Raw genomic sequence first — 23,381 nt, 5'->3', positions numbered from 1 at the left:
TTTTTTTGTGATAGAATATATGTTTGCTTCTGTAGGAAAAACAGCTTTTAGAGGATTTATCTATGATAATTCAGAGCATATTGGCTCAGTAAGCTACGAGCTAGGGAAAAAAATAGAAGGTTGTAGGATAGTACAAGGGTATACTCAGGCAAAATTAGCAAGCAAAATTGGTTTAACACATAAGGAAATACATAACTTTGAACTAGGGTGCAAGGCTATTACAATCAAAGAATCGTATATAATAGCAGGAGCATTGTCAGTTAATGTTATAGATCTACTTCCAGGACCAACAGTACTAAGAGAAAACAGTTGGTATGAAGATGAGGATAAAGAAATAGTCTATCTAACAAAAATACATAGAGAAATTAAGGATCAGGAATTACGCAAGAAGCTGTATCCATTAGTAATGGTTTGTATATATTAGCGAGAAAATTAGCCAAGAAGAAGCGAAAATAGAAGTAGCAAAGAATCTAGTGAAAGAAGGAGTTTCAGTTGATATTATTTCCCAAGTGACTCGCTTATCTACTTACGAATATGATGATATAGAGAAAGAAATTTGTACTGATTCTATACTCTACAAAGTGGGGAAAAGGATAAAAGAGCAGAGATTAATACGGGAATACACTCAGGAGGACTTGGCAAATAAAATCGGTTCAACACCTAAAGAAATACACGACTATGAACGAGGATATACAGATATTCCAATTGAAATATTATATAAGATAGCAAAGACATTATCAGTTAACATTAAAGCTCTTGGACTAACAGAATATGAAAATGAGCCAGTTTTTGGGTTTATAGGTAAATGCGAAAAAATTGAGGATCAAGAATTACTGGATACGGTAGCCAGATCTTTATCTGAAGGAATGCAAACTGGTAAAGAAAAGGTTAAAAAAGCAGAGAAAATCAAGATTGCAAAAGATCTAGTTAAGGAAGGTGTTGCTATTGATATTATTGTGCGAGCAAGTGGCCTAACTGCTGATGAGTTGGGTGAGTGTGAAAATTGAATGTGTTTAAGATATAAGTAAAGTTAGTTAATGATTTAACCAGCAGAATTTGCTAACCAACTTTTTTGGCTCAGTTGAATTTTGCTTGGTATAAATTAAGATATGAAATCACAAAGTTTATCTATTAATTTCTGGTTGTCCTCTATCATTGCATTTGCCTCTTGCTGAAGAGATTTGATATTTTTTGATGTAATATTATCCATGTCAGGTGATGCTATTTTTAATTGCGATTGTATACGTATATATTTATCAGCTATAACTTGATCCAACTGATAATTTACTGCATCTAAACTTGAAGTAAACATCACATTCAGTAGTGGCTTGATCCATCCTATTTTTCCAAATCTCTTTGAATTGGCATACTCTATGCTTCTATCTGTTCTGCCAGTACCTATCGATAACAATAGAATATCATCATTTGGAAATAACGTATCCGTTCAGAGGTGTGGCTTAAGAGACAATAGATAGAAGGTTTTGAAATGGATTTAACTTTTTTTGCCTCCAAGTGAGATACAACGAAATTATCCGCTCAAGGAATCTATTCCCTCGCTCTGACTGTGCAAAATATGAATTCTTACGATAGACAACATAATGCCGTATTTGTCGCTCAACATGATTATTCGTTAATGGAATATTCTCTGGATCATCCAAAAATGTCCACATCATTGGCTCGGATTTTATAATACCCTTTACCGTTCGTGAAGCTCCTTTTGCTTCAAGTATATAAGATATTTTTATCATGCAGTACTGCATAAATCTTCGTAACTCTTTAGCTTGCTTAGTGAACTTTGAAATACTAATTTCATTTTCTGACAAAGCGTTTTTAATGTAAATAATCCATTAGCTGCATCTTTTAAACAATGGCCAAGTCTCATTACTTCACTATTCCAGCTATGAGATAACCTCTCGAAATTTCTCAATAAGTGAGCCCAACAAATTTGTCGTTTTTCATCACTGAAGTGGTTGTAAACTCCATATCTGTCGGTAATTACCCGATTTTTGTAATCACAAAATGCACTATTCTTTAAAAACTTCATTCCTCTTGTATCTGCTAACTTCATAAGACTTGCTTTATTGTTGGCAAACATCCAGCACCATTCCAATTTACCTTTGTTATAGTGACTGGTTTCATCAATATGCAAAATTTCGCTTGCTTTCATTTCTTCCTCTATTTGTTCATAGGCTTCTTTACATTTTGACGAGACCCTTGCTTCGCTATTGGACACACTACCAACACTTATACTCATGTTAAAGATGTCTTTCATGATATTCGCTATTTCTCGCTTTGAATTCTTATAAAACCCACTTAGTGATGCAACTACTGACTTAACTCTAGGACCAAAGGTATCAGGTGTAACTCCTTCTGGTAATTTGCTACTCCTTCTTTTTCCGCATTTACGACAGCGCCCATGTTCTAGTTGGTATTCCACTACGTAAGGCTTAATTTTTGGGAGATCAACATTCTGGTGAATATAGGGTTTGTTGCATACTGCAATTTCTCCACCACATTCACAAGTATCATGTAATCTTACTCTAATTACTTCATCTGCTTCCATTTTTATCCGATAATTTCCTTTATGACCAACTTGACCCCCTATCTTCCTGCCACCCTCTGACTTATCTTCTGGTGTGTCTTTTTTTATTTTGTACAGCTCTTTTGAACTTGGTAAAGATGAATTCCTTGAGTTCAAGCCAAGTCTCTCTCTTAGTTCAGCATTCTCTATTTCTAAGATTTTATTTTTTTCTTCAAGCTTTGCTACTTTTTGCTCTAAGTTTTTACATAACTCTACAATACTGATCAACAATTGAAGCATCTAGCCTTACCTTACTATCAACATTTTCTGTTATTATTACTTTGATATGTTATGTCAATTCTTTTTTATCCTTACCATACCTCTGAACGGATACCTTTTTTATTCTTTAGAAAGTTTACTAGATCTCTTACATCAATCTTAGCACTTATATCTGATATTGTTAAAATTTTGTCATGTACATAGTCACTAAAGTTCACCTTACCCTCTGTTAATATACTATGTAAATATTTTAGCTGGCATCTCAGTAGCTGTCAATTGCTTATATAAGATCTTAAACAGCTGGTTTAGGTGCTGTAAAATTCATACTTTTTGTGATCAGCTAAGTAAAAAGTTAAGCCCAGGGCAACACACTAAGCTTTCCTGACTTATTGTCCCAAATTTGGGACAATAAAATCGAGATGTCAATTACAGGACTTGAGCCTGTTAAAATCTTCTTCAGCGTGATATGATGAACGGGTTAATGGACTTGATGCAACTACCAAGAAGCCTTTAGAATAAGCAATATATTTATAATGCTCAAACTCTTCTGGAGTAACATATCTATCAATTTTTGCATGCTTTGGAGTTGGTTGCAGATATTGACCAATTGTAATGAAATCAACTTCGGCGCTACGTAAATCATCCATAACCTGAAAGATTTCTTCTTTTGTTTCTCCAAGACCAACCATAAGCCCTGACTTCGTGAAAAGTTTAGGATTAATCTGTTTCACCATCTTTAGCAAATATAGTGAATGAAAATAACGAGCTCTTGGTCTTATTTTTGCATACAGCCTTGGTACTGTTTCGATGTTGTGGTTATAAACATCAGGTGATGCAATAGCTATTGCTTCAAATGCTCCTTTCTTATTTAAAAAATCAGGAGTGAGAATCTCTATTGTTGTTTCCGAAGTTATCTTTCTAATTTCTTCTATACACCTTATAAACTGATTTGCACCACCATCTGGTAAATCGTCACGGTCAACAGAGGTAATGACAACGTGCTTTAAATTTAACTTTTTTATTGCTTTTGCTAAATTTTCTGGTTCATGAGGATCGAGCTTATCAGGAATGCCAGTTGCAACGTTGCAAAACGCACAAGCACGAGTACAAACAGAACCGAGAATCATCACAGTAGCATGACGTTTATTCCAACATTCACCAATATTTGGACACGCAGCTTCTTCGCATACTGTATGTAAGTTATGTAGCTTAACAGTGTTTAAGGTTTCATTGAATACTTTACCAGCTGGAGCTTTTGCTCTGAGCCATGTAGGCTTACTATGCATCTGAAACAGCTAGCTCTACCTCTTGTTTTGCTAAAACTTTCTTTAATCTTCTTTTTATCTTTTGCGCTTCTTTACTTAGTTTAATTGTTTTTGTGTTGAGCAAGAAAGCATCAAGATCACCTTTGTAATCTATAGTTCTTAAAGTTCTTGTCGCTATACGAAAGCTAAACTTTTTTTCTAATATATTACTCGTTAATGTAACCTTATGTAAATTTAAGAGAAAGGTACGCTTTGTTTTACGATTTGAGTGCGATACCTTATTACCAAAAGACTTTTTTCTATTTGTTAATTCACAAATTCTACTCACTTCAATATACCAATTTATCCTATGTAACTAGGTTAACCTTATATAGTTAAATAGTCAACTCCCTTGCTTGATTTTTATACCGTATACTGCTTTATAGCCAAAAAACACTGTAATTTTTTCTATTACAAGAGAAACCATATGCTGCATTTCTAATGCTTTACTGCCATTTGTTACTAACAGATGCAGAACACCAGAATTTACGTTTTGTGCGTATGAGATCTTTTGTGGTTTTGTACATTCTGCTAATTCCTCTCCAACTATACTTTTCCAGTTTAAAATAAGACGTATTTCATTTTTGCTGATCTTATTTTTCATGCATTTTAATGCATAGTTTTCTATTATAGATTTTAATTTCTTTGGCCCGCTATATTTAAACATCTTTCCAGTGCTTAAAATTAAATTATATTACAACTTTCTGATACAAAAAACTAACTTATTGTTTTCATGATCCTCGGCCTCACACATAAAAAGCAGTATTTGTATATCTAGCATTTGCCAGAATTTTGTGTTTCCTACCTTGTAATCATTTTTAATTTTAATTTGTTAAATTATTATGAAGCTAATTAAAATTCGAGTAAAGTATAGTATTTCCAAGAAGATTATCTTTTTACTGTATGCAGTAATTTTCTTATAGCTATCTGTTTTTTAAGATCTTTCTGCAATCCAAGCTGCTTGAATGGCCTCTAATATTTTTTCATTACAATACTTTTCATCATCATCAAACTCTTCTAAATCCAAGACTTTTCTTTTAAGTTCAGTGAATCTAATACTAATTATATCTTCATTTGGAAATTTCTCTTCTAGAGCTTCTGCAATATCTTCTATATCAAGCCATTTCATACTTTTTTAATAAATTAAACTGGTGCCCATGGGGAGACTTGAACTCCCAAGGTCGCAAAACCCACGGATTTTAAGTCCGCTGCGTCTACCGATTCCGCCACACGGGCCTTATGTTGTTTATCTAGAGTAAAATTCTACTACTAAATTGACTTCCATGTCTGCTGAATAGGGGACTTCGGAATATTGAGGCGCTCTCAAATACTTCACTGAAAGTGCTTTGCTATCTGCCTCTAAATAATCTGGAGCCTTACGTTCTTGTTTTTGTTCAGCCTCTATTAATATAGGAATTTTTGCTGCTCTTTCCCTTATTTTTACTATATCACCAGGCTTCACTCTATAACTTGATATGTTAACCACCTTATCATTAACTGTAACATGTTTATGAGATATAAGCTGTTTTGCCGAGTAAATTGTTGGCACAAAACCAGAGTGATATAAAACAGAACTTAACCTTGATTCCAAGGCACCAATAAAATTATCAGCCGTATAACCCTTTCTTTTGTAGGCATCTAAAAATGTACGTCTAAGCTGCTTACTTGAAATTGCATAGTAGAACTTAAATTTTTTATGTGCAGCAAACTGCTTACCAAAATCAGATAACTTCTTAAATCCAAGAATACCATGCTGACCTGGAGGGTATTTTCTTTTATTGACCGAATCTTTTGCTCTACCCCATAAGTTTACACCAAGCCTGCGACTGATTCTATACTTTCTATTGATAACAGTTGTCATACAAAAATTCTCACAATCTAACTATAAATTATTAATGATTTTAACATTAAGTGTCAACTTGTTTTTGCCACTATGATATAGTATACTTCACTTTTAAGTTTTCCTATTAATACATGAATCATCTACTACTAAAATCCATGGCAAATGCTGTCCGCTTTTTATCAATTGATGCAGTACAAAAAGCAAATTCTGGACATCCAGGTATGCCACTTGGCATGGCAGATGTTGCCACTGTATTATTTGCTAAATATCTAAACCATAACCCTGATGATTCTCAATGGATCAGTAGAGATCGTTTCGTCCTATCAAATGGTCACGGTTCAATGTTGCAATACTCTATATTATATCTGACAGGCTACATTAGTATAGATGAACTAAAAAACTTCAGGCAACTTACATCAAAAACTCCAGGTCACCCAGAATTTGGCTTAACTTCTGGTATAGAAGCAACAACAGGCCCGCTTGGTCAGGGATTTGCCACTGCTGTTGGCATGGCACTTGCTGAATCGATTCTTGAAAAGCAGTTTGAAATCAGTCACTACACTTATGTAATGCTAGGAGATGGTTGTCTTATGGAAGGTATAAGCCATGAAGCAGCGTCCCTTGCTGGGCATCTTAAATTAAATAAGCTGATAGCACTTTTTGACGACAATGACATCTCTATAGACGGCTCTACTAGCCTCTCTTGCTCTGATGATGTAGAAAAGCGTTTTTCAGCGTATGGATGGAATGTTGACAAAATCGATGGGCATGACTTTGATGCTATATCCCTTGCAATAGAGCAGGCGCAAAAGTCTGATAAACCTACACTAATCTGTTGCAAAACTATTATCGGAAAATTTTCGAGCCGTGCTGGCACATCTTCTGCTCATAGTGGTGCCTTTACAGAGGAAGATGTAAAACAGATGAGAGAAAAATTAAATTGGGACTATGAACCATTTCATGTACCAGAAGATGTGAGAAACGCTTGGATAGAAACAGTTAAGAGGGCAAAGCAAAACTATACATCCTTGATCAATAAAGAACTACAAAGAAGACTTGAGAAACGTTTGCCGAATAATATCGAGAGTGATTTGGCTAACCTGAAGAAACAAATATGTGAGCTAATGCCAAACGAAGCTACTCGATCTTCTTTCGGCAGAGTAATGGAACTATTAACTAAGTCTATGCCAGAACTAATTGGTGGCTCTGCTGATCTTACCGGTTCAAATTGTACTAAATATAAGCACATGCAGGCAATAGATAGTAATAATTATAGTGGCTCTTATGTACACTATGGAGTGAGAGAGCACGCTATGGCAGCTTGTATGAATGGTATGGCTCTTCATGGTGGAATTATTCCTTATGGTGGAACTTTTTTAGTATTTTCCGATTACTGCCGCCCTGCTATACGTCTTTCAGCTTTGATGAAACAGCAGGTTATATATGTAATGACTCATGACTCAATTGGAGTAGGAGAGGATGGTCCAACTCACCAGCCAGTAGAGCATTTAGCTTCTTTGAGAGCTATACCAAATCTGTATGTTTTTAGGCCAGCAGATGCAATTGAAACTTTGGAGTGCATTAGCATTGCACTTGAAAAAAAAGAGTCACCTGCACTATTTGCGCTTTCAAGGCAAAATATTAATTACATGCACTCTTATACTGACCAATTGGTCAACCTATCAAAATTTGGTGCATATATACTATGCGAATATTCAGGGAAGCTAGAAGTGACGATATTTGCTACCGGATCTGAAGTTGAAATTGCAGTTGAGGCAAGAGAAAAATTACAGGAAAAAGGTGTAGGTACAAGGGTCATTTCTATGCCGTGTTGGAGGCTTTTTGACGAGCAAAGTGATGAATATAAAGGGGTAGTATTAAATAATGACAGCATCAAAGTTGCAATTGAAGCTGGAAGTGAAGTGGGTTGGCATAAATATATAGGTTCAAACGGTATATTTATTGGCATGAAAAATTTTGGAGAATCAGCACCTTATGAAGCTCTTTATAAGCATTTTAATATTAGCGCTGATTATGTAGTAAAATGTGTTTGTGAAAACGCTTTTTATCATTCCACTGCCCATAAAATTACTTAATGAACTCAGCCAGTGCCGTTATTATGATATATATAACAATTTTACAAAAATAATATCATAGAATTCAAGAATTGCTACGTGCTAAAAAAAGCAAAATGCTGTTTATAAGAATAAATGGCAAACACTCAACCAATTTCTATTTGTAAATCAGGTGAAGTCAAACCTATAAAAAATTTGGGAGTGTTCATACGCGTCAAGAAAGGTGGTTTTTTTAAAAGAATCTTAAATTATTAATCAAAAACTACCTTACTCTACACTTCTGCCATTTTCTCTAATTTAAGCTACAGCACCAGCAAGAACTTTTTAACTTGCCAAACAGGTACAAATTTAAAAGCCTAAAAACTATCTAAACAACTACAAGATTAGTAGTTTGATCAATTTCAACATTACTAAGTATTGTATTTGCCTTATACAAACAGTAACATCCTGCTGCAAGAAAAATTAATGCAGCTACAGGGAATGAAAGACACATTGCTAAATGAAACATTGTCAAACTTGCACCAACAGCAGATGCTCCAGATAATACAAAAGAAATAGAGGCGTAACTACCTTGCCTTTTACTATTGTTGCTTGCTCCTAAGAGTTTTTCATATTTACTATTTAGCTCTTTAACACGATTCTCTAGTGTGCTTTCATATTCCTTAAGTTTGGTTACCATTTGTTTCTGCAGATCTTCAACACGATTCTCTAGTGTGCTTTCATGTTTCTTGAGTTTGGTTGTTACCATATTCTCGAATTCACTCTGTAGTTGAGTATATTTTTCAGTGATAGTCTTTAGATTATCCTTTAATTTAGTGTATTCTTCAGTGCATTGAGTTATTTTAGTTAAGTCTTGCCTTACACAATCTAGATCTTGTTTTACGTTGCTGTTCTCAGAGTCAAGTTCTGCAAATCTTTCATCGTATCTTCCTTTAGATTGTTAATTTGAGTTTGTATATGCTCAAATGTCTTAGTTGTTGTTTTAGCCCATTGATATATAGTACCAACAACATATGAATTACTATTTGCAGAGCTATGACTTTCTACATTATTTTCATTATCAACAGGACTATTGAGTGACTCTAGATCATTATTAACTTGCTTACTTGCAGGCTCTTGAGATTTCTCCTTATTAAGATTCTTAATTGCCTTAATGAAGTTACTAGTACCAATAGTGACTTTTCCTTCATTTGTAGCATAATATATAATATCCCATGATGTTTTATCTATTAAATATTCTAACTCAGCTCCCGAAAAACCATCAGTTTTATCTGCAAGTTTTTCAGTATCTACTGTAACTTCCAACCCTTCTTTATCTTTGAATTTTTTTATATATAAGTCCAATATATCCTTACGCTGGGCCTTACTTGGCAAAGGAATTTCAATATGATTAGAGAGACGGCCTGGCCTAATAAACGCTTTGTCTAAAACATCTTTACGATTAGTTGCAGCAATCACTGTTACACCTTCTAGTGGGTTGAAACCATCGAGCTCGGTTAAAAACTGATTCACAAGGCTGTCGCATGATTGAGCATGACTAGAACTACCACCGCTACCACGTTTTGTAGCAATACAATCAATTTCATCTATAAAAATTATACAAGGAGCATTTGCTCTTGCCTTTTTAAAAATTTCTCTTACGTACTTTTCACCTTGACCAATATACGATTTCAGAAATTCAGATGCAGAAACACTAATAAACTTTGCTTTAGCTTGACGTGCAATTGCACGAGCAATTTTGGTTTTACCATTTCCGGGTGGACCATAAAAAAGATAGCCTTTTTCTGGTTTGTAACCTGTCTTTTGAAGTAATGCTTTATTTCTTTCTGGAATAATACCAAGAATCTTGTTTAGCTCCTTTTTAACGCTTTCTGGAATTATAATATCATCAAGTGTTGTTTTATTTTCCGATTTATCTGGATCAAAAATTTCTATTGAAGAGTTACTTTGTTTTAATTGATTTATAAAACTATCTATTATTCCAAAATTTTCTATACCTTTAACATTAACTTTTTTAAGATCAGCTAAAGCTTTTGCTCCTTCATCACCAATCTCGTTAAAACTTAAATCAAGTTGAGTAAGGTTTGCAAGATTACCATTAGCTAAAGCTTTTGCTCCTTCATCACCAATACTGTTCGAACTTAAATCAAGTTGAGTAAGGTTTGCAAGATTACCATTAGCTAAAGCTTTTGCTCCTTCATCATCAATATAACAGTATTTTAAACTAAGCTTTGTAATATTAGAATTGCTCTGTAAAAATCTTACTAATTCACTTATGTTTATTGTTTTCGAGTACAAATAAAGAAAGTCGTCTCGAAGAAATTGATTAAAATCCATTTCGTTTCTCCATTAAATATATAGATATTTTAGCCTATATTTTAATAATTGTCAAATTTTTAATAAATCTAATGAAAAATTATAGAAAATGCTTAGTATCACAAAAAATTTACTTTATTTTTAAGTAGAAAAATAGTACGTACCTTTGTGAAAACGAGTTGCATGATAAGAAAGCTGGTGAAATGTTTCGAGTAACTTTTTCGTTTCTATGATCCACTTGGCGGCAAGAATAAAGTTTTAATCGTTCCATGGTTTCTGTATAATTTTCAAAACTTAATTGGTATATATGAAGGTAATAATAGGTAGCGCTAGTAAACGATTAGGAGATTCAATAGCAAGTGGGCTAAATGCTCAGCTATTCCCCAATCAGGTGTCAAGATTTGCCGATGGTGAGGTAAATGTAGAAGTAGCAAATGATCTACGTAATCAAGAAGTATATATAGTACAATCTCTTTCTTCCCCTGTAAATGATAACCTTATGGAGCTTCTGCTTACAATTGATGCAGCAAAGAGATCTGGAGCCAAGAGAATAACAGCTATTATTCCTTATTACGGATACAGTAGGCAGGATAGGGTTATTAAAAACAATAATATGCAATCTGCTTTAAGTGCTAAATTAACTGCAAATCTTATTCAAACAGCTGGTGCAAACAGTGTTGCTGCTATTGATTTGCATTCAAGTCAAATTGAAGGTTTTTTTGATATACCAGTTACTAATCTAAGCTGTTTTGAAGTATTTGTTAACTCTATATACAAGGAAAACTTGGCAATAGTTGCGCCTGATGTTGGAGCAATTGGCAGAGCTCGTGCTTTTGCAAAGATTTTAGAGGAAAAACACAAGTTGGATAATGATATTGTTGTAGTAGATAAATATAGAGAAAAAGCAGGTACATCTGAGGTAATGAATGTAATCGGAGAAGTTGCAAACAAAAATTGCGTCATTGTTGATGATATAGTTGACTCTGGCGGAACATTATGTAATGCAGCTCTTGCTTTAAAAAACCGAGGAGCAAAGTCTGTAGTTTCGTGCATTACACATGGAATACTTTCAGGAAATGCAGTTGAGAAAATCTCTTCCTCTTCTCTGGATAAATTAGTAATTACGGACACCGTATTTCACAAATTTGAAAAAAATGATAAGATAGAGGTTGTTTCAATTGCAAATATTTTAATTTGCTTTATGCAAGGAGGTAAAAGTGCCAGCTAGATCAACAGAAGATGTTATCACTTCGTTAATAGAATTTGCAAATAAGAGAAAAATAACAATTACTAAGGAAGAAATGCTTAAAACTGCACAGCTTGTGAGGATTAAGTTATCCGATGATGAGATTCAATACTACTCAAAAGAACTGACAATGCTGGATTGGATACATGATACTTTGTTGAAAGTTAATACTGAAGGTGTTTCTCCTATGCGTTATGGAACTATAGATAAGGATGTCCATGTACGCGATGATATTATAAATTCTCAAAACATTAAAGAAGAAATATTATCCAATACAAAATCGGAGCATGGGTATTTCGTAGTACCGAAGGTTATAAACGATTAAGATAAAGCAAGATTTATACCGATTTTATAGATCTACTTTCAAAAATAAGACCAATCTGGTAAAGAAGCATTCGTTGGAGTAAAAACCATTTTTTGATTTTTCTTTACTAAATCTACTAAATATAATTTAGAGTTGCTTGGTGATTCTGCGTTAGTAAAGATAATTTCTCTGCCATTTGGTAGCCATGCCGGAGATTCAATTTTATGTCCCTCTGAAAGCAAGCGCTCTTCTTTGCCATCTGGCTTCATAACTCCTATGTAAAATTTTCCTGACTGAATTTTTGTAAAAGCTATCAGATCTCCTTTTGGCGACCAAACAGGTGTAGCATATCTTCCATTTCCAAAACTAATTCTCTTGGGTTTTTTGCTTTTTTTAGTGAAATCTATGATATATAGTTGCTGACTTCCACTTATATCAGAACTAAAAACCATGTACTTTTGATCTGGAGACAAAGAGGGAGAAGTACTTATAGCTGAACCTTTAGTAATTTTTTTTGTTCGTTTACTGCTTAAGTCTAGAGATAATATATTTGTTTCACCACTCAATGAGTGGGAAATAAAAAGAGATTTACCATCAGGAGAAAATCTTGGTGCAGAAATAACTCCTTCAAATGCGCTGATTATTGATTCAGTGTTATCTTTTAAATTTTTTAATATTATATAACTTTTACCATTTGTGTATGAGATATAAACAATACCCTTTCCATTTGGTGAAAATCTTGGTGTTGACACAAATTTCTCACCATTTGTTAAGTACTTTATATTACTTCCATCTTGATTCATCACAGCAATTTTACGTACGGATTTATAATTGCTATCTTTTTCTTCAGCAATATACGTGATTTTTGTGTTGAAGTGCCCTTTCTCACCAATCAGTCTATCATGTATCACATCCGAAACGAGGTGAGCAATTTTTCTCCAGTCTTTTGCCGGAAAAACAACTGACTGAGTGAGTAATTCTCTGTTTGTAAAGCTGTCAGATAAACGAAAAGATAGCTCTAAATTTCTGTTTGATACTTCACTTAAACTTACTGTGACTACAGTATCGCTTTTCCAAGACTCAACTTTCGTGTTACGTTTCACATTAAATAAGCCACAATTAGATAGATTTGTTTCAATTACTTTTGTGATGCTTTCGCTTAGCTCACTTTCCACTTCTGTCTTGCATGCACATTTAGATACAACAAGATCAATATTACCAATATTGCTTTTTTTTATATCGACATATAAAACAGCTTTTGTGGAATAAGGAATAAATAACGAAACAAGCAATATTAGTTGAACGAATAATTTCATTCTTTCATTTCATACCTGTTCTATCTGGATCTCAATTATAGGCTTTTTTAGTAAATATTCCTTTAAGATACTCAATATTGAACTTTCAATCTTATTTCTTATTTTTTTTATCGGTTGTGAGTCAAATGCTGACTCAACTTTCTTGATTATTCCTTGTACAATTGGTCCATCACCTAACACTTCAAAAACACCGGGTGCAAACACTTTTGGCTTAGCGAGTAATTTATTTTTCTTGTTCACAATTGCTGTCACTACAATAACCCCAGCATCCTTCATCTTCTTACGCGCCTTTATTACACTGCTTTCTGGATAGCGTAAAAATTTACCATCAATACCAAAGTAATCAACATCAATTGAATCAACTTTTTCCCCATTTTCTAAATTAACAATATCACCTGGTGCAATCATTATTGCTTTTTTCACACCGCACTCTTTAGCAAACTTTACATGTGCATCCGTATGAATATACTCACCATGAACTGGAATAGCTATCTTAGGTTTTATCAAAGAATACATTTCCCTTAGCTCTGCTTTTACTGGATGTCCGGAAGCATGAACATTCTCTGTTTTTTCAGTAATAACTTCCACTCCCATCTCAATAAAGGCATTGAGCATGTTATGTGCACGAGTTTCATTGCCAGGAATGATTTTTGATGAAAAGATCATGGTATCACCTTGCTGCATTTTAAATGCTTGATGACTCTTATTAGCAAGCCTTGAGGTTGCTGCCAATGGCTCACCTTGACAACCTGTGCAAAGTAGCACCAGTTCTTCCCTTGGAAAATTTACTGCTTCCTTTGCTTCAAGAAACTCAGGAGAATCAGTTAAATAACCACTATCTTGAGCAACTTTCACTATTCTCCATAAGGATCTACCAAGTAAAACCACCTTCCTATTTAGTGCTTGTGCAGCTTTAGCGATAGTCTCAATTCGCGCCACATTCGAGGCAAATAGCGAGACAGCAACCAATTTTTTAGACCGCTTTATTATATTGTAAATATTATCATAAATTTCACTTTCTGACTCAGGGTGATGCTTGCTTAATATATTGGTTGAATCGCAAATTGCTGCAAGCAGATCACCTTTATCGCCAATTTCTTTTAGACGCTCCATATTAGAAGTTAATCCAACAACAGGTTTTGGGTCAAATTTCCAGTCTCCAGTATGGAGTGCACTACCCATTTCAGTGCTAATTAATATTGAATTTGCCTCAGGAATTGAATGAGTTACATTTATAAACTCAACGGTAAAAGGACCCAAATTTATTCTGCCATTTATGTCCACCTCTTTCAAAGGCACTATACCTTCCAATCGAAATTCTTTCAATTTTTCTTTGAGAAAGTTAACCGTAAACTTTGTTGTATATATGGGACATTCTAACTCTTCCCACAGATGAGGCACTGCACCACAGTGATCCTCATGTGCATGTGTAATGATTATTCCAAGCAAATCTTTTTTTCTTTGAGCAATAAAATCTACATCAGCGATGAGCAGCTCAACACCTGGCATAGTTTCATCTGCAAAACCGATACCAAGGTCGATCATAATCCACTTGCCTTGATAATGATATAGGCTAACGTTCATCCCAATTCTTCCTACTCCTCCAAGAGGAAGAAATAAAAACTCATTTTTGTTTATGTTCATTAATTTTAAATTATTAAAATGCGAGGATAGCAAAACTTCGACCTTAAATAAAGGAATTTATCACTTTTGCATAACTTAAAAAAATCTTTTCACTAAAAGAGAAGGCTTTCAAATTGGTAAAAAGAATTAAGTGTAGACAGCTACCTCTTTATATCATTTAGCAAATTTCTCATTTTTTTTTTACTTTTCCAAAGAATCCTTCAGATTTCTGCTCTACACTTTCATGTTTCTCTTCCTCAAGCGCTTTTAATAGCTCAATCTGCTTTTGGGTTAAATTCTTTGGATTTAAAGTCTCAACTATTACCTGTACGTATAAATCACCACGAGCATGTGAGTTCATATATGGCATACCCTTTTCCCTACAACGTAGTTTGGTACCAGTTTGAGTGCCTTCAGGGACCTTTACTTTTATTTTAGCTCCATCAATTGATTGAATATCGATTTCACCACCAAGTACTGCTAGTGTCATTCTTATAGGCACTTTACAGTGTAAATCTGCTCTATTGCGAGTGAAGATCTGATGAGTAGCTATTTTCACACATACGTATAAATCTCCGCTTTTTCCACCTCTTGCTCCAGCTTCTCCTTTACCACTGACCCTTACCTTAGCTCCTTCTTCTATGCCTTTTGGAATTGAAACGGAGATATTTACTTCATCTCTTTTACGCCCACTTCCACCGCATTTCTTACATTTATTTTGTATTATTTCTCCTTCCCCATAGCATGTAGTACACGTTCTTTCAATGGTAAAAAAGCCCTGTTGAGTTCTAATTCTACCGCTTCCCTGGCATGTGTTGCACTGAACTGGTTTGATTGCTCCTTCGCTACCTGTGCCTTGGCATGTATTACATTTTATATTTGTCACATAATGTATAGGTGCTTGTATTCCTTTAAATGCATCTTCTAAGGTAATTTTAAGATCGTAGCGCAGATCTGCTCCAGATACTCCTGTTGTACTTCTTTTTGTTCTTGACCTACTTGTACTGCCGCCGAATCCTCCACCAAAAAAATCGTTAAATATATCGCTAAAATCCCCTCCAGCTTGGCTGAAATCAAATCCACCGGAAGCACCATCGTGACCATAACGATCATAACCTGCTCTTTTTTCAGAGTCAGATAGAACTTCATATGCAGCTGTTACTTCTTTAAATTTTTCCTCTGCTTCCTTATTACCAGGATTTCTGTCAGGATGATATTTTAATGCTAGTTTTTTATATGCTTTTTTTATCTCGTCAGTACTAGCATTTCTGCTCACTTCTAGCAGATCATAATAGTCTTTTTTGTTCATATATAATAGCTCAGTATTTTACCTTTAAAGATAGGTATTACACATATGAATTTCAAGTATGACCTCTATTTCCTATAAAATATGGTGCACCCTGAGCGACTTGAACGCCCGACCTTTTGATCCGTAGTCAAATGCTCTAATCCAACTGAGCTAAGGGTGCTTGCACAAAGTTGACTTTAACAGATTTTATAGCTTATTTCAATTGGTTTAGCTAAAAATAAAACTCTTATCATGTATGAAAACTGTAAGAAATTGTACTAGCTCTCTTAAAGGATAACTTAAGTTAACAGTTTCCAATTACTTTGATTTTAGAACCGCTATCCGAATAAAAGCTTTTCATATTATACTGCCAAGCTGCTAACAAATAGCGGAATGACGGTTATAGTTAAATCTAAACTATTTTGGCTATATCAGAAGACGGGTTATGCAGAAACCTTAAAATACTTCTTGCTTGCCAAGGAGAATAAATACATTCCTACAAACAAGCAGATACTCAATATCGATGCATAGGAAAACTTGAAAATTAAATCTTTAATATATCTTGATAAGCATTTACCTGCAGAAATTTTGTATAGTAGTCCAACACAAACAATCGTACTATCAATGACTGATGCTATAATTAAAGTGATGAAATTTGCCATATGAAAATTCAATTTCGACTTTAATTCTTCAAAAACAACTATGCTTGAGAGAAGAGAGATTAAAATTGCAGTATATAGAACCAGTATCATAAAACTAAAATTTTGCAATTTAAAAAGACAGCATATCACTGTACACACTATTAAGCTGTAAGTAGCTTTGCTTCTACCATAAAACTCAACCATTGAGTTTACAACTAAAGTAGCTCCCACAAATAAGGCAGCACATATCATTAATTTATTTGAAGTGTTAAGTAAAGAAAGACTGATAAGCAAGAGTATTGATAAAATGGACATAATCACCTACCCAAATTTAATAATATGCATTTATTTTAATCAGACATTACACATAATGAAAAATTTGTCTAGCGTAATCAAAAGTTATTTAAACTAGTACCTAAGTCTTTCAAATCTATTCTTATAATATCCTTTATATTGAGAGCTTTCTCCTCTGTCACTTTTCCAATACATGAAAAAACTATACCTTTAAACAATTCTTCAAACTTCCGCTGATTTTGCGGGGCAATGGTTACTAATATTCTACTTTGCGATTCAGAAAACATTATTATCTTGTTTATTATGTCTGTATTTTGTGTTTTTCCTATTGGTACTAGTGAAAGATCAATTTCAGCACCAAGGTCTCCTGCAATTAGCGATTTTGCCAAAGCAATAATTAAGCCGCCTAAGTTTGGTGCAATTGCAGAGACAATTATGCCATCTTTTATTGCCTGGTTGTAACGTTCATACAACTTCCTAGCGCTCTTTGCATTAACTTTTGGCACGTTGTTATTATCTATTCCACTATATAACTGATATTCAGATCTACCAAGCTCATCGTGGGTTGTACCAAGCACATATATCAAGTCCCCTGGCATTTTCACATCAAGCGATACCGCATTTTCAATATTGTCTATAACTCCAATTGCTGAAATGAGTAGTGAAGGTGGTGCAGATATCATCACTTTCTCGCCATTTTCATCATATCCCTTAAAGTTGTTAAACATACTATCTTTTCCGGATATAAATGGTGTTTTAAATGCAGTTGCAAAGTCGTAACAAGCCTCTGCAGCTCTCTTTAGTTGCCACAGCCTTTCTGGATTATAAGCATCACACCAGCAAAAATTGTCGAGCAACGCTAGATGATTTATATTTCCTCCTGCAGCTACGTAGTTGCGTATTGCAGTGTCAATCGCACATGCTGCCATGTGATAAGTGTCAATTTCTCCATAACTTGAGCCAAATCCCTGCGATTTTACAACACCTTTGTTTGAAGAAAGGACTGGCCTCGAGACAACAGCTTCACTGCACACTCTTCCCTTGCCTTGCAGTGGTTTCAGTATTGACGATCCTTGAACCTCATGGTCATATTGCACCACTATAAACTCTTTGCTGCGTATGTTTGGTCTGCTTAGCATTTCTTTTAGTGCAAAGGTGTCATTCCAGTGCTTGACACTGGAATCTATCTCAAGCTCAACTCTGCCATCGCACGTATTTTTACATAAAGTTTTAGATTTATTTGCAGACAAAGCCTGCTGGATTCCAGTGTCAAGCACTGGGATAACAGGAGAGAATTCTGGAATGACAGCGTATGGGTTAGATTTTCCAGACCATGGCTTTGTCTGTAAATGCATTTTAGGATTACCATCATGCAGAAATTCAGTTTCGATGTCCATTATTACTGCCCCTGGGGGACATTTAACAACGGCTTTGCCACTTTTGTTGAATTCTCCAATTACACAGACCTCCACATCATGTGTTTTCATGATTTGCTTAAACGCAGGAAGATTTTCTTCTGGCACTGCTAAGGTCATTCTCTCTTGTGATTCTGATATCCATATTTCCCACGGAGCCATACCATCGTTTTTAAGGAGAACCTTGCTCAAATCAACTTCAAATCCGTCTTTTCCCATTTCACCAATGGACGATGATAGACCGCCTGCTCCATTATCCGTTATTGCATTATAAAGACCAAGATCTCTTGCTTTTACGACGGCGTTGGATAATTTTTTTTGTGTTATAGGATCACCAATTTGCACAATTGTTGAAGGGCTGTTTCCCGACAATGCCTCTGAAGAAAAAGTTGCACCGTGAATTCCGTCCCTTCCAACTCTTCCACCAATAATTACGATTTTATCACCGTTTTTGGGTTCTTTTATGTGTGAAGGTGCATTATTTATATTCCGTGGAATAATTCCGATGCTTCCAACAAAAACTAATGGCTTTCCACAGAATCTATCGTCAAAGTATACCGATCCAAGTTGCGTTGGAATACCGGAGCAATTACCAGCAACATTAACACCGTGAATCACTTCTTTCATTATATATTTTGGTGGTAAGATTTTATCAGTACGCTCTTTATCTCTATAAAGTTTGCCTTTTGATTCTTTGGCAAAGCAAAAGTAATAAGTATTCATGATAGGTTCTGCACCTTTGCCAAAACCGACTATATCTCGATTAACTCCAAGCACTCCAGTCATTGCTCCACCGAACGGATCGAGAGCTGAAGGACTATTGTGAGTTTCAACTTTATCTACAATCAAGTAATCGTCATCAAAAATTATTCCTCCTGCGTTGTCGGAGAAAACTGACACGCATATGTTAGAATTTATCTCACGCGTTGCACGCTTAATATAATGAGCATATAGACCATCTTTTATTTCATCAATAGGGGAGCAAAAAATATTGTGTTTACAATGTTCAGACCAAGTCTGTGCCAGAGACTCAAGTTCAATATCATATGGATTTCTACCGAGTTTTTTAAAGTAATCCTTTATAGCTTTCATTGCTGCCAGCGAGAGCCCTAAAGTGCCATTACCATCGATTCCATCTCTGCTGATTTTTTCAAGCTCTTGGTCACTTACATTGAGTTTGACAGATTTTGCTCCATTATTACCTGGTGTCATCCCAGTGCTTGACACTGGAATCCATTCTTTTTTTTCCTGGTCACGCGCTGTAATGACGCCAGGTGGGGTATTTGGTTTACTGTAATACTTCCAATGGCAATTGCCGTTTTCTTTATAGACAAGTGTGCAATATTCAGTAATAGGATTGAATTCCTGTTTTATGTCATCTTCGGTTGGAAAACCTCCTTGACTTAGAATCAATTTTGAACTTCTTGCCTTGATAGAAACACTTTCATCAATGTGGCCTTTGCTCATTAGATATTCTCTAACAATTTGTTTTGCCGTGTTTCCTACGTTATCGGTCATGCCAGGTAAAAAGCTTATCTCCAAGCCCCACTTTGCTTGTGATTCTATGAAGTTATATTGAACTTTTTCAAGGTTTTCATTGTAGGAATAATAACGGCAGTCTTGTATGACTTTATTATAAAATAGCCCACAAATTTCTTCATGTAATTTTGATGGTAATTCTTTGCTTATGTAAATCAAGTAAACATTAACTACCCTTCTACGGCCAACTTGTTCACATTTATTAAAAACTTCTATTCTGATGTTTGCCATGTAATATTGTGAAAGACTTTAATATATCATAGCATAAGAAACTGCGAGCACATTTATATTTTAAATAATTTCTATACAATAAAAGTGTTGTATTAATTGTTACTGTTAGTGGGAAGAGTTTTTACTGTTAATGTGAATGAGTCCCTTTTTGATGTTCTGGTTCAGCACATATTTTCTGAATATGAAAGAGAAAAAATTCCCGAGATAAAGATCATACTTCCCTGCAAGAGGGATGTGATAGCATTGCTGAGTGCATTCAAGAATTACAGAACTATAATTTTGCCAGAGATAGTTTCACTAGAAAACATTGATGAAGAAGATTTAATATTAAATCTTGATAGAGTTAAAGTTATTAACCCGACAAAGAGAACGCTGCTACTCATTCAATTTATATTGGAGTGGAATAAAAAACACAATGATAGTTTTCCAATCGATCTAGTTTACAGTTTGCCGTCATTACTTCAATATACCCAAATAGCGGATTGTTATCAGCTTGATGAGCATTCAAAGAAAATGGAGAATTTCATAAACTTACTTATCAAAACTTGGAGTAACACTTTAAAAAATTTAGGAGTAGTAGATATACTAAAGCATAAGAGTGACTACATAAACAATATGATAGCCTCCCTGAATAAAGATCATATGCTGATCTTTATTGGAATTGGAAAGGAGGAGATTTATAAGTTGTTGATTAAAGCTGTATACGACCTGCCATTTGGAAAGATAATTTTACCTAATCTGAATTTGAAAATTAAAGAGAAAGATTGGCAATCACTTGATAAAAAACATTATCAATATTGCCTGAAAGATCTGCTCGATTATTTAAGTATAGGCAGAGAGGATGTAAGTTTTCTGCCAGAAGCGTGTTCTGATTTCATTCCAGTGTCCAGACACTCGGATCCAGAAAACTTAACTTTAAATGAGTGCACCAGGTGGCTGTACAATAGAAACTGGATTCCAGTGTCAAGCACTGGAATGACATCATCTACTACTCAAATTACCTGCAAATTACAATGTTCGTACACTAAAAATCAGAGGGCTGGGATGACAGGCAGTCCTGAACTAGATTATGTCTTTGATACAACTGCCGATCTAAGTAAAGTTAGTAATGGATATATTGGCAATATTGAAGTCATCACTTGTGATTCCAGAGAGGAAGAAGCACAGGTGACGTCACTAATTATGGAGAATGAAGGTTATGAAAACGTTTCTTTGTTTGTTTTTGATAAATTACTTGCAGTTCGTATGGTGTGCCCCATATCGAAAAACTATTCTTATGTGACGCTTCTGCTTTATAGTATTGAGATTTTGAACTCAAAATGGAACGGTGTGGCATTGCTTTCTCTTCTTAAACATAGGCTAGTGACTTTTGGTTACGCTCAAGAAGAGTACACTCGTATTTTATCTGAGTTTGAGATAGAAGTATTGCGTAGCTTTGATATAAATGGTCTTAAGGATATTATCAACGCTATTAGTACTTGTAAAAAGCTAAGATATAAAGAAGATATATTAATTATTATCAGTAGATTAGAAACTATATTTAATCTTTTACTTAATCTTATAAATTATCCTATTTCTGATATAGCAGCAGCTCATTTACAGTGTGTTAATGTGCTTTCTAATGTGAATTTTCTAGAGCTAAATGGTGAAATAGGTAATTTTACTCGTGATTTCTTAAATGCATGTGACGGTATAGCAATTGAGTGTTCCTTAGAGTTATATAGTCAAATCCTGATATTATTTTTAAAAAGGAAGTTTTTTTCTCCAGAAAATAACTTTGATAAATTTAGCTTATATCAAAATAAAGTTGTAATACTTGCTGGATTTAATGATATACCAAATTTTCAGAATCCGTTTTTGAGTGCACTGAATAGAGAAAAATTTAACCTTCCTTCTGTGCAAGAAGAGCAAGGGTACTTTTTGTATACTTTGCGCAATTTATTTGGTGCCGGCAAGGTTTATATTACGAGGCTAGTGAGTGATAGAAAATCAATTCTATTGCGCCGTTTGGAAGTTCTGTTACAAGAACCAAAATATCCTTATCGCAATTGGCTAAGAATATTAAATACACCTAAGTGCATTGTTCCATGTACTCAGCCTATGCCAAAACCTCAAGCCAAAGTCAGAGAAGAAAAAATGCAAGTGATGTCTTGCAGTGCGGTAGAAAAACTGATTCGTAACCCTTATTCATTTTATGTTGAATACATACTGAACCTTAGACAGTTGAAAGACTTAAATTTTAAGCCATCGATATTGGAGTTTGGCACTATGGTACACAATATTCTTGCAAGATATTTACGCAACGAAAAGTCGCTGATGAATATTGCACGAGAAATATTCTCGTCTAATCGATTCCACTTTTCAAATATGTGGTGGGTAAGGTTGCAGAGGATAATTCAATCTTTTGTTGAGTTTGATAGGACTGGAAACAATCAAGTTGAGTTGGAGAAGAGCTTTTCCTATCCGATATTTCATATTCCAGCGCGTGACACACAACTGCGCGGATGCTGTACAACTTCCACTAAGAATAAGGGTGTCATCCCAGTGCTTGACTACTTGGATCCAGAAAATTTGATTGCAAATGAACACACCAGACAATTGTGTAATAAGAGCTGGTCAGATACTCGAATGACAGAAGAAATTTTATTGACAGCAAGATGTGATAGAGTTGAGTATCTACCAGGTGGGCAAGTAGCAATTATAGACTATAAACTTGGTTCACCACCTTCCAATGAGGAAGTTATGTCAGGATTTTTCCCGCAATTAATTTTACAAGCTTTAGCAGTGGAATACACAACAAAAAAAGAAGTCTCGGAGCTTGCTTATTGGAAACTTGATTATGATAAAATAAAGGTTATTGCTTTGAAAGATTATAGACAAAAAATGCATGAATTTCAGAATATTCTACCAGATTTCTTATCTAATTATTTAAGAGATACTACTCCCTTCATTGCCTCTCCTTATTTTGATAAATTCCTGAGATTTAACATCTACAAACAACTAGAAAGGATAGGGGAGTGGTTATAAATTATATCTCCTCTCATCCAGATCAAAATAGCTGGTTGTACAGCTGGTTTACTAAGTGCAGTAGGAGAATTACTAGATTGTGATATAGACTCATCTTTGCTAGACTCAAACAACCATAA

Annotated in this window: 16 protein-coding genes, 2 tRNA genes and 3 pseudogenes; 5 read left to right on the top strand and 16 right to left on the bottom strand. The window is 34.7% G+C overall.

Annotated elements, in window-relative coordinates:
• The first annotated feature begins 19 nt into the window (after positions 1–19).
• Positions 20–1,007: pseudogene (locus ABWU45_RS08385) on the top strand (helix-turn-helix domain-containing protein).
• 95 nt (positions 1,008–1,102) lie between these two features.
• On the opposite strand, the pseudogene ABWU45_RS05210 reads toward ABWU45_RS08385, so the two are convergent.
• The 9 genes and pseudogenes from ABWU45_RS05210 to rpsD form a co-directional block, all read right to left on the bottom strand.
• Positions 1,103–1,435 (bottom strand): annotated as a pseudogene (locus tag ABWU45_RS05210) (patatin); the annotation flags it as partial.
• A 22-nt stretch (positions 1,436–1,457) separates the two neighbouring features.
• Positions 1,458–2,809, bottom strand: a pseudogene (gene tnpC / locus ABWU45_RS05205) (IS66 family transposase).
• A gap of 83 nt (positions 2,810–2,892) precedes the next feature.
• Positions 2,893–3,018 (bottom strand): hypothetical protein, encoded by a 126-nt coding sequence (locus ABWU45_RS05200; RefSeq protein ID WP_353278076.1) that lies wholly within the window; start codon positions 3,016–3,018, stop codon positions 2,893–2,895.
• A gap of 204 nt (positions 3,019–3,222) precedes the next feature.
• Positions 3,223–4,086: a lipoyl synthase gene (gene lipA, locus ABWU45_RS05195; protein ID WP_264686416.1), complete on the bottom strand. Its 864-nt coding sequence runs from the start codon at positions 4,084–4,086 to the stop codon at positions 3,223–3,225.
• Positions 4,079–4,393 carry a 50S ribosomal protein L28 gene (rpmB, locus tag ABWU45_RS05190; protein ID WP_007302640.1) on the bottom strand — a complete coding sequence of 105 codons (315 nt, stop codon included), beginning with the start codon at positions 4,391–4,393 and terminating at the stop codon, positions 4,079–4,081. Before rpmB ends, lipA begins: the two co-directional genes overlap by 8 nt.
• A gap of 54 nt (positions 4,394–4,447) precedes the next feature.
• Positions 4,448–4,771 (bottom strand): DUF721 domain-containing protein, encoded by a 324-nt coding sequence (locus ABWU45_RS05185; protein WP_006012687.1) that lies wholly within the window; start codon positions 4,769–4,771, stop codon positions 4,448–4,450.
• Between the two features lie 267 nt (positions 4,772–5,038).
• On the bottom strand, positions 5,039–5,233 hold the full coding sequence (iscX, locus tag ABWU45_RS05180) for a Fe-S cluster assembly protein IscX (RefSeq protein ID WP_007302643.1): 195 nt from the start codon (positions 5,231–5,233) through the stop codon (positions 5,039–5,041).
• A 20-nt stretch (positions 5,234–5,253) separates the two neighbouring features.
• Positions 5,254–5,340, bottom strand: a tRNA-Leu gene (locus ABWU45_RS05175).
• A 10-nt stretch (positions 5,341–5,350) separates the two neighbouring features.
• Positions 5,351–5,965, bottom strand: coding sequence for a 30S ribosomal protein S4 (gene rpsD, locus ABWU45_RS05170; RefSeq protein WP_006012690.1), 615 nt, complete (start codon positions 5,963–5,965; stop codon positions 5,351–5,353).
• Positions 5,966–6,078: 113 nt separating this feature from the next.
• Here rpsD and tkt point away from each other — a divergent pair, with 113 nt between their 5' ends.
• Entirely contained in the window at positions 6,079–8,043 is a 1,965-nt protein-coding gene (gene tkt / locus ABWU45_RS05165; RefSeq protein WP_353278074.1) for a transketolase, read from the top strand.
• 346 nt (positions 8,044–8,389) lie between these two features.
• On the opposite strand, the gene ABWU45_RS05160 is transcribed toward tkt, so the two are convergent.
• Both ABWU45_RS05160 and ABWU45_RS05155 read right to left on the bottom strand, forming a co-directional pair.
• Entirely contained in the window at positions 8,390–8,770 is a 381-nt protein-coding gene (locus tag ABWU45_RS05160; RefSeq protein WP_353278072.1) for a hypothetical protein, read from the bottom strand.
• A 131-nt stretch (positions 8,771–8,901) separates the two neighbouring features.
• Positions 8,902–10,359 (bottom strand): ATP-binding protein, encoded by a 1,458-nt coding sequence (locus ABWU45_RS05155; RefSeq protein ID WP_353278070.1) that lies wholly within the window; start codon positions 10,357–10,359, stop codon positions 8,902–8,904.
• A gap of 286 nt (positions 10,360–10,645) precedes the next feature.
• Between ABWU45_RS05155 and ABWU45_RS05150 the strand changes: the two genes are divergently transcribed.
• Both ABWU45_RS05150 and gatC read left to right on the top strand, forming a co-directional pair.
• Entirely contained in the window at positions 10,646–11,566 is a 921-nt protein-coding gene (locus ABWU45_RS05150; RefSeq protein WP_149168843.1) for a ribose-phosphate diphosphokinase, read from the top strand.
• Entirely contained in the window at positions 11,556–11,909 is a 354-nt protein-coding gene (gene gatC, locus ABWU45_RS05145; RefSeq protein ID WP_010401704.1) for an Asp-tRNA(Asn)/Glu-tRNA(Gln) amidotransferase subunit GatC, read from the top strand. Before ABWU45_RS05150 ends, gatC begins: the two co-directional genes overlap by 11 nt.
• 38 nt (positions 11,910–11,947) lie before the next feature.
• Here gatC and ABWU45_RS05140 read toward each other — a convergent pair whose 3' ends face one another.
• From ABWU45_RS05140 to ABWU45_RS05120, 5 genes are all read right to left on the bottom strand, one after another.
• Positions 11,948–13,204, bottom strand: a complete 1,257-nt coding sequence (locus tag ABWU45_RS05140; RefSeq protein WP_265031090.1) for a Tol-Pal system protein TolB — start codon at positions 13,202–13,204, stop codon at positions 11,948–11,950.
• Positions 13,205–13,213: 9 nt separating this feature from the next.
• Positions 13,214–14,848: a ribonuclease J gene (locus ABWU45_RS05135; protein ID WP_353278067.1), complete on the bottom strand. Its 1,635-nt coding sequence runs from the start codon at positions 14,846–14,848 to the stop codon at positions 13,214–13,216.
• 169 nt (positions 14,849–15,017) lie between these two features.
• A complete protein-coding gene (dnaJ, locus tag ABWU45_RS05130; protein WP_264683370.1) occupies positions 15,018–16,136 on the bottom strand; it encodes a molecular chaperone DnaJ in 1,119 nt (372 codons plus the stop codon).
• 82 nt (positions 16,137–16,218) lie between these two features.
• Positions 16,219–16,296 (bottom strand) — tRNA-Arg (locus ABWU45_RS05125).
• Positions 16,297–17,148: 852 nt separating this feature from the next.
• Complete coding sequence (locus ABWU45_RS05120) at positions 17,149–20,235, bottom strand: phosphoribosylformylglycinamidine synthase subunit PurL (protein WP_353278065.1); 3,087 nt, start codon at positions 20,233–20,235, stop codon at positions 17,149–17,151.
• 108 nt (positions 20,236–20,343) lie between these two features.
• Here ABWU45_RS05120 and ABWU45_RS05115 point away from each other — a divergent pair, with 108 nt between their 5' ends.
• Positions 20,344–23,262 carry a PD-(D/E)XK nuclease family protein gene (locus ABWU45_RS05115; RefSeq protein WP_353279090.1) on the top strand — a complete coding sequence of 973 codons (2,919 nt, stop codon included), beginning with the start codon at positions 20,344–20,346 and terminating at the stop codon, positions 23,260–23,262.
• Positions 23,263–23,381 lie beyond the last annotated feature (119 nt).

It is taken from the genome of Wolbachia endosymbiont (group B) of Longitarsus flavicornis (assembly GCF_964028135.1).
In the GTDB taxonomy this organism is placed as follows: Bacteria; Pseudomonadota; Alphaproteobacteria; order Rickettsiales; family Anaplasmataceae; genus Wolbachia.
The sequence above is the reverse complement of the archived record's forward strand: the minus strand, read 5'-3'. Positions and strand labels throughout refer to the sequence as shown.

Coding starts and splice junctions, on each gene's coding strand:
- ABWU45_RS05185 (WP_006012687.1), bottom strand. CDS start 4,771: ATGTTTAAATATAGCGGGCCAAAGAAATTAAAATCTATAATAGAAAAC.
- ABWU45_RS05155 (WP_353278070.1), bottom strand. CDS start 10,359: ATGGATTTTAATCAATTTCTTCGAGACGACTTTCTTTATTTGTACTCG.
- ABWU45_RS05150 (WP_149168843.1), top strand. CDS start 10,646: ATGAAGGTAATAATAGGTAGCGCTAGTAAACGATTAGGAGATTCAATA.
- dnaJ (WP_264683370.1), bottom strand. CDS start 16,136: ATGAACAAAAAAGACTATTATGATCTGCTAGAAGTGAGCAGAAATGCT.
- tkt (WP_353278074.1), top strand. CDS start 6,079: ATGAATCATCTACTACTAAAATCCATGGCAAATGCTGTCCGCTTTTTA.
- ABWU45_RS05135 (WP_353278067.1), bottom strand. CDS start 14,848: ATGAACATAAACAAAAATGAGTTTTTATTTCTTCCTCTTGGAGGAGTA.
- ABWU45_RS05120 (WP_353278065.1), bottom strand. CDS start 20,235: ATGGCAAACATCAGAATAGAAGTTTTTAATAAATGTGAACAAGTTGGC.
- rpsD (WP_006012690.1), bottom strand. CDS start 5,965: ATGACAACTGTTATCAATAGAAAGTATAGAATCAGTCGCAGGCTTGGT.
- ABWU45_RS05140 (WP_265031090.1), bottom strand. CDS start 13,204: ATGAAATTATTCGTTCAACTAATATTGCTTGTTTCGTTATTTATTCCT.
- lipA (WP_264686416.1), bottom strand. CDS start 4,086: ATGCATAGTAAGCCTACATGGCTCAGAGCAAAAGCTCCAGCTGGTAAA.
- iscX (WP_007302643.1), bottom strand. CDS start 5,233: ATGAAATGGCTTGATATAGAAGATATTGCAGAAGCTCTAGAAGAGAAA.
- ABWU45_RS05160 (WP_353278072.1), bottom strand. CDS start 8,770: ATGGTAACAACCAAACTCAAGAAACATGAAAGCACACTAGAGAATCGT.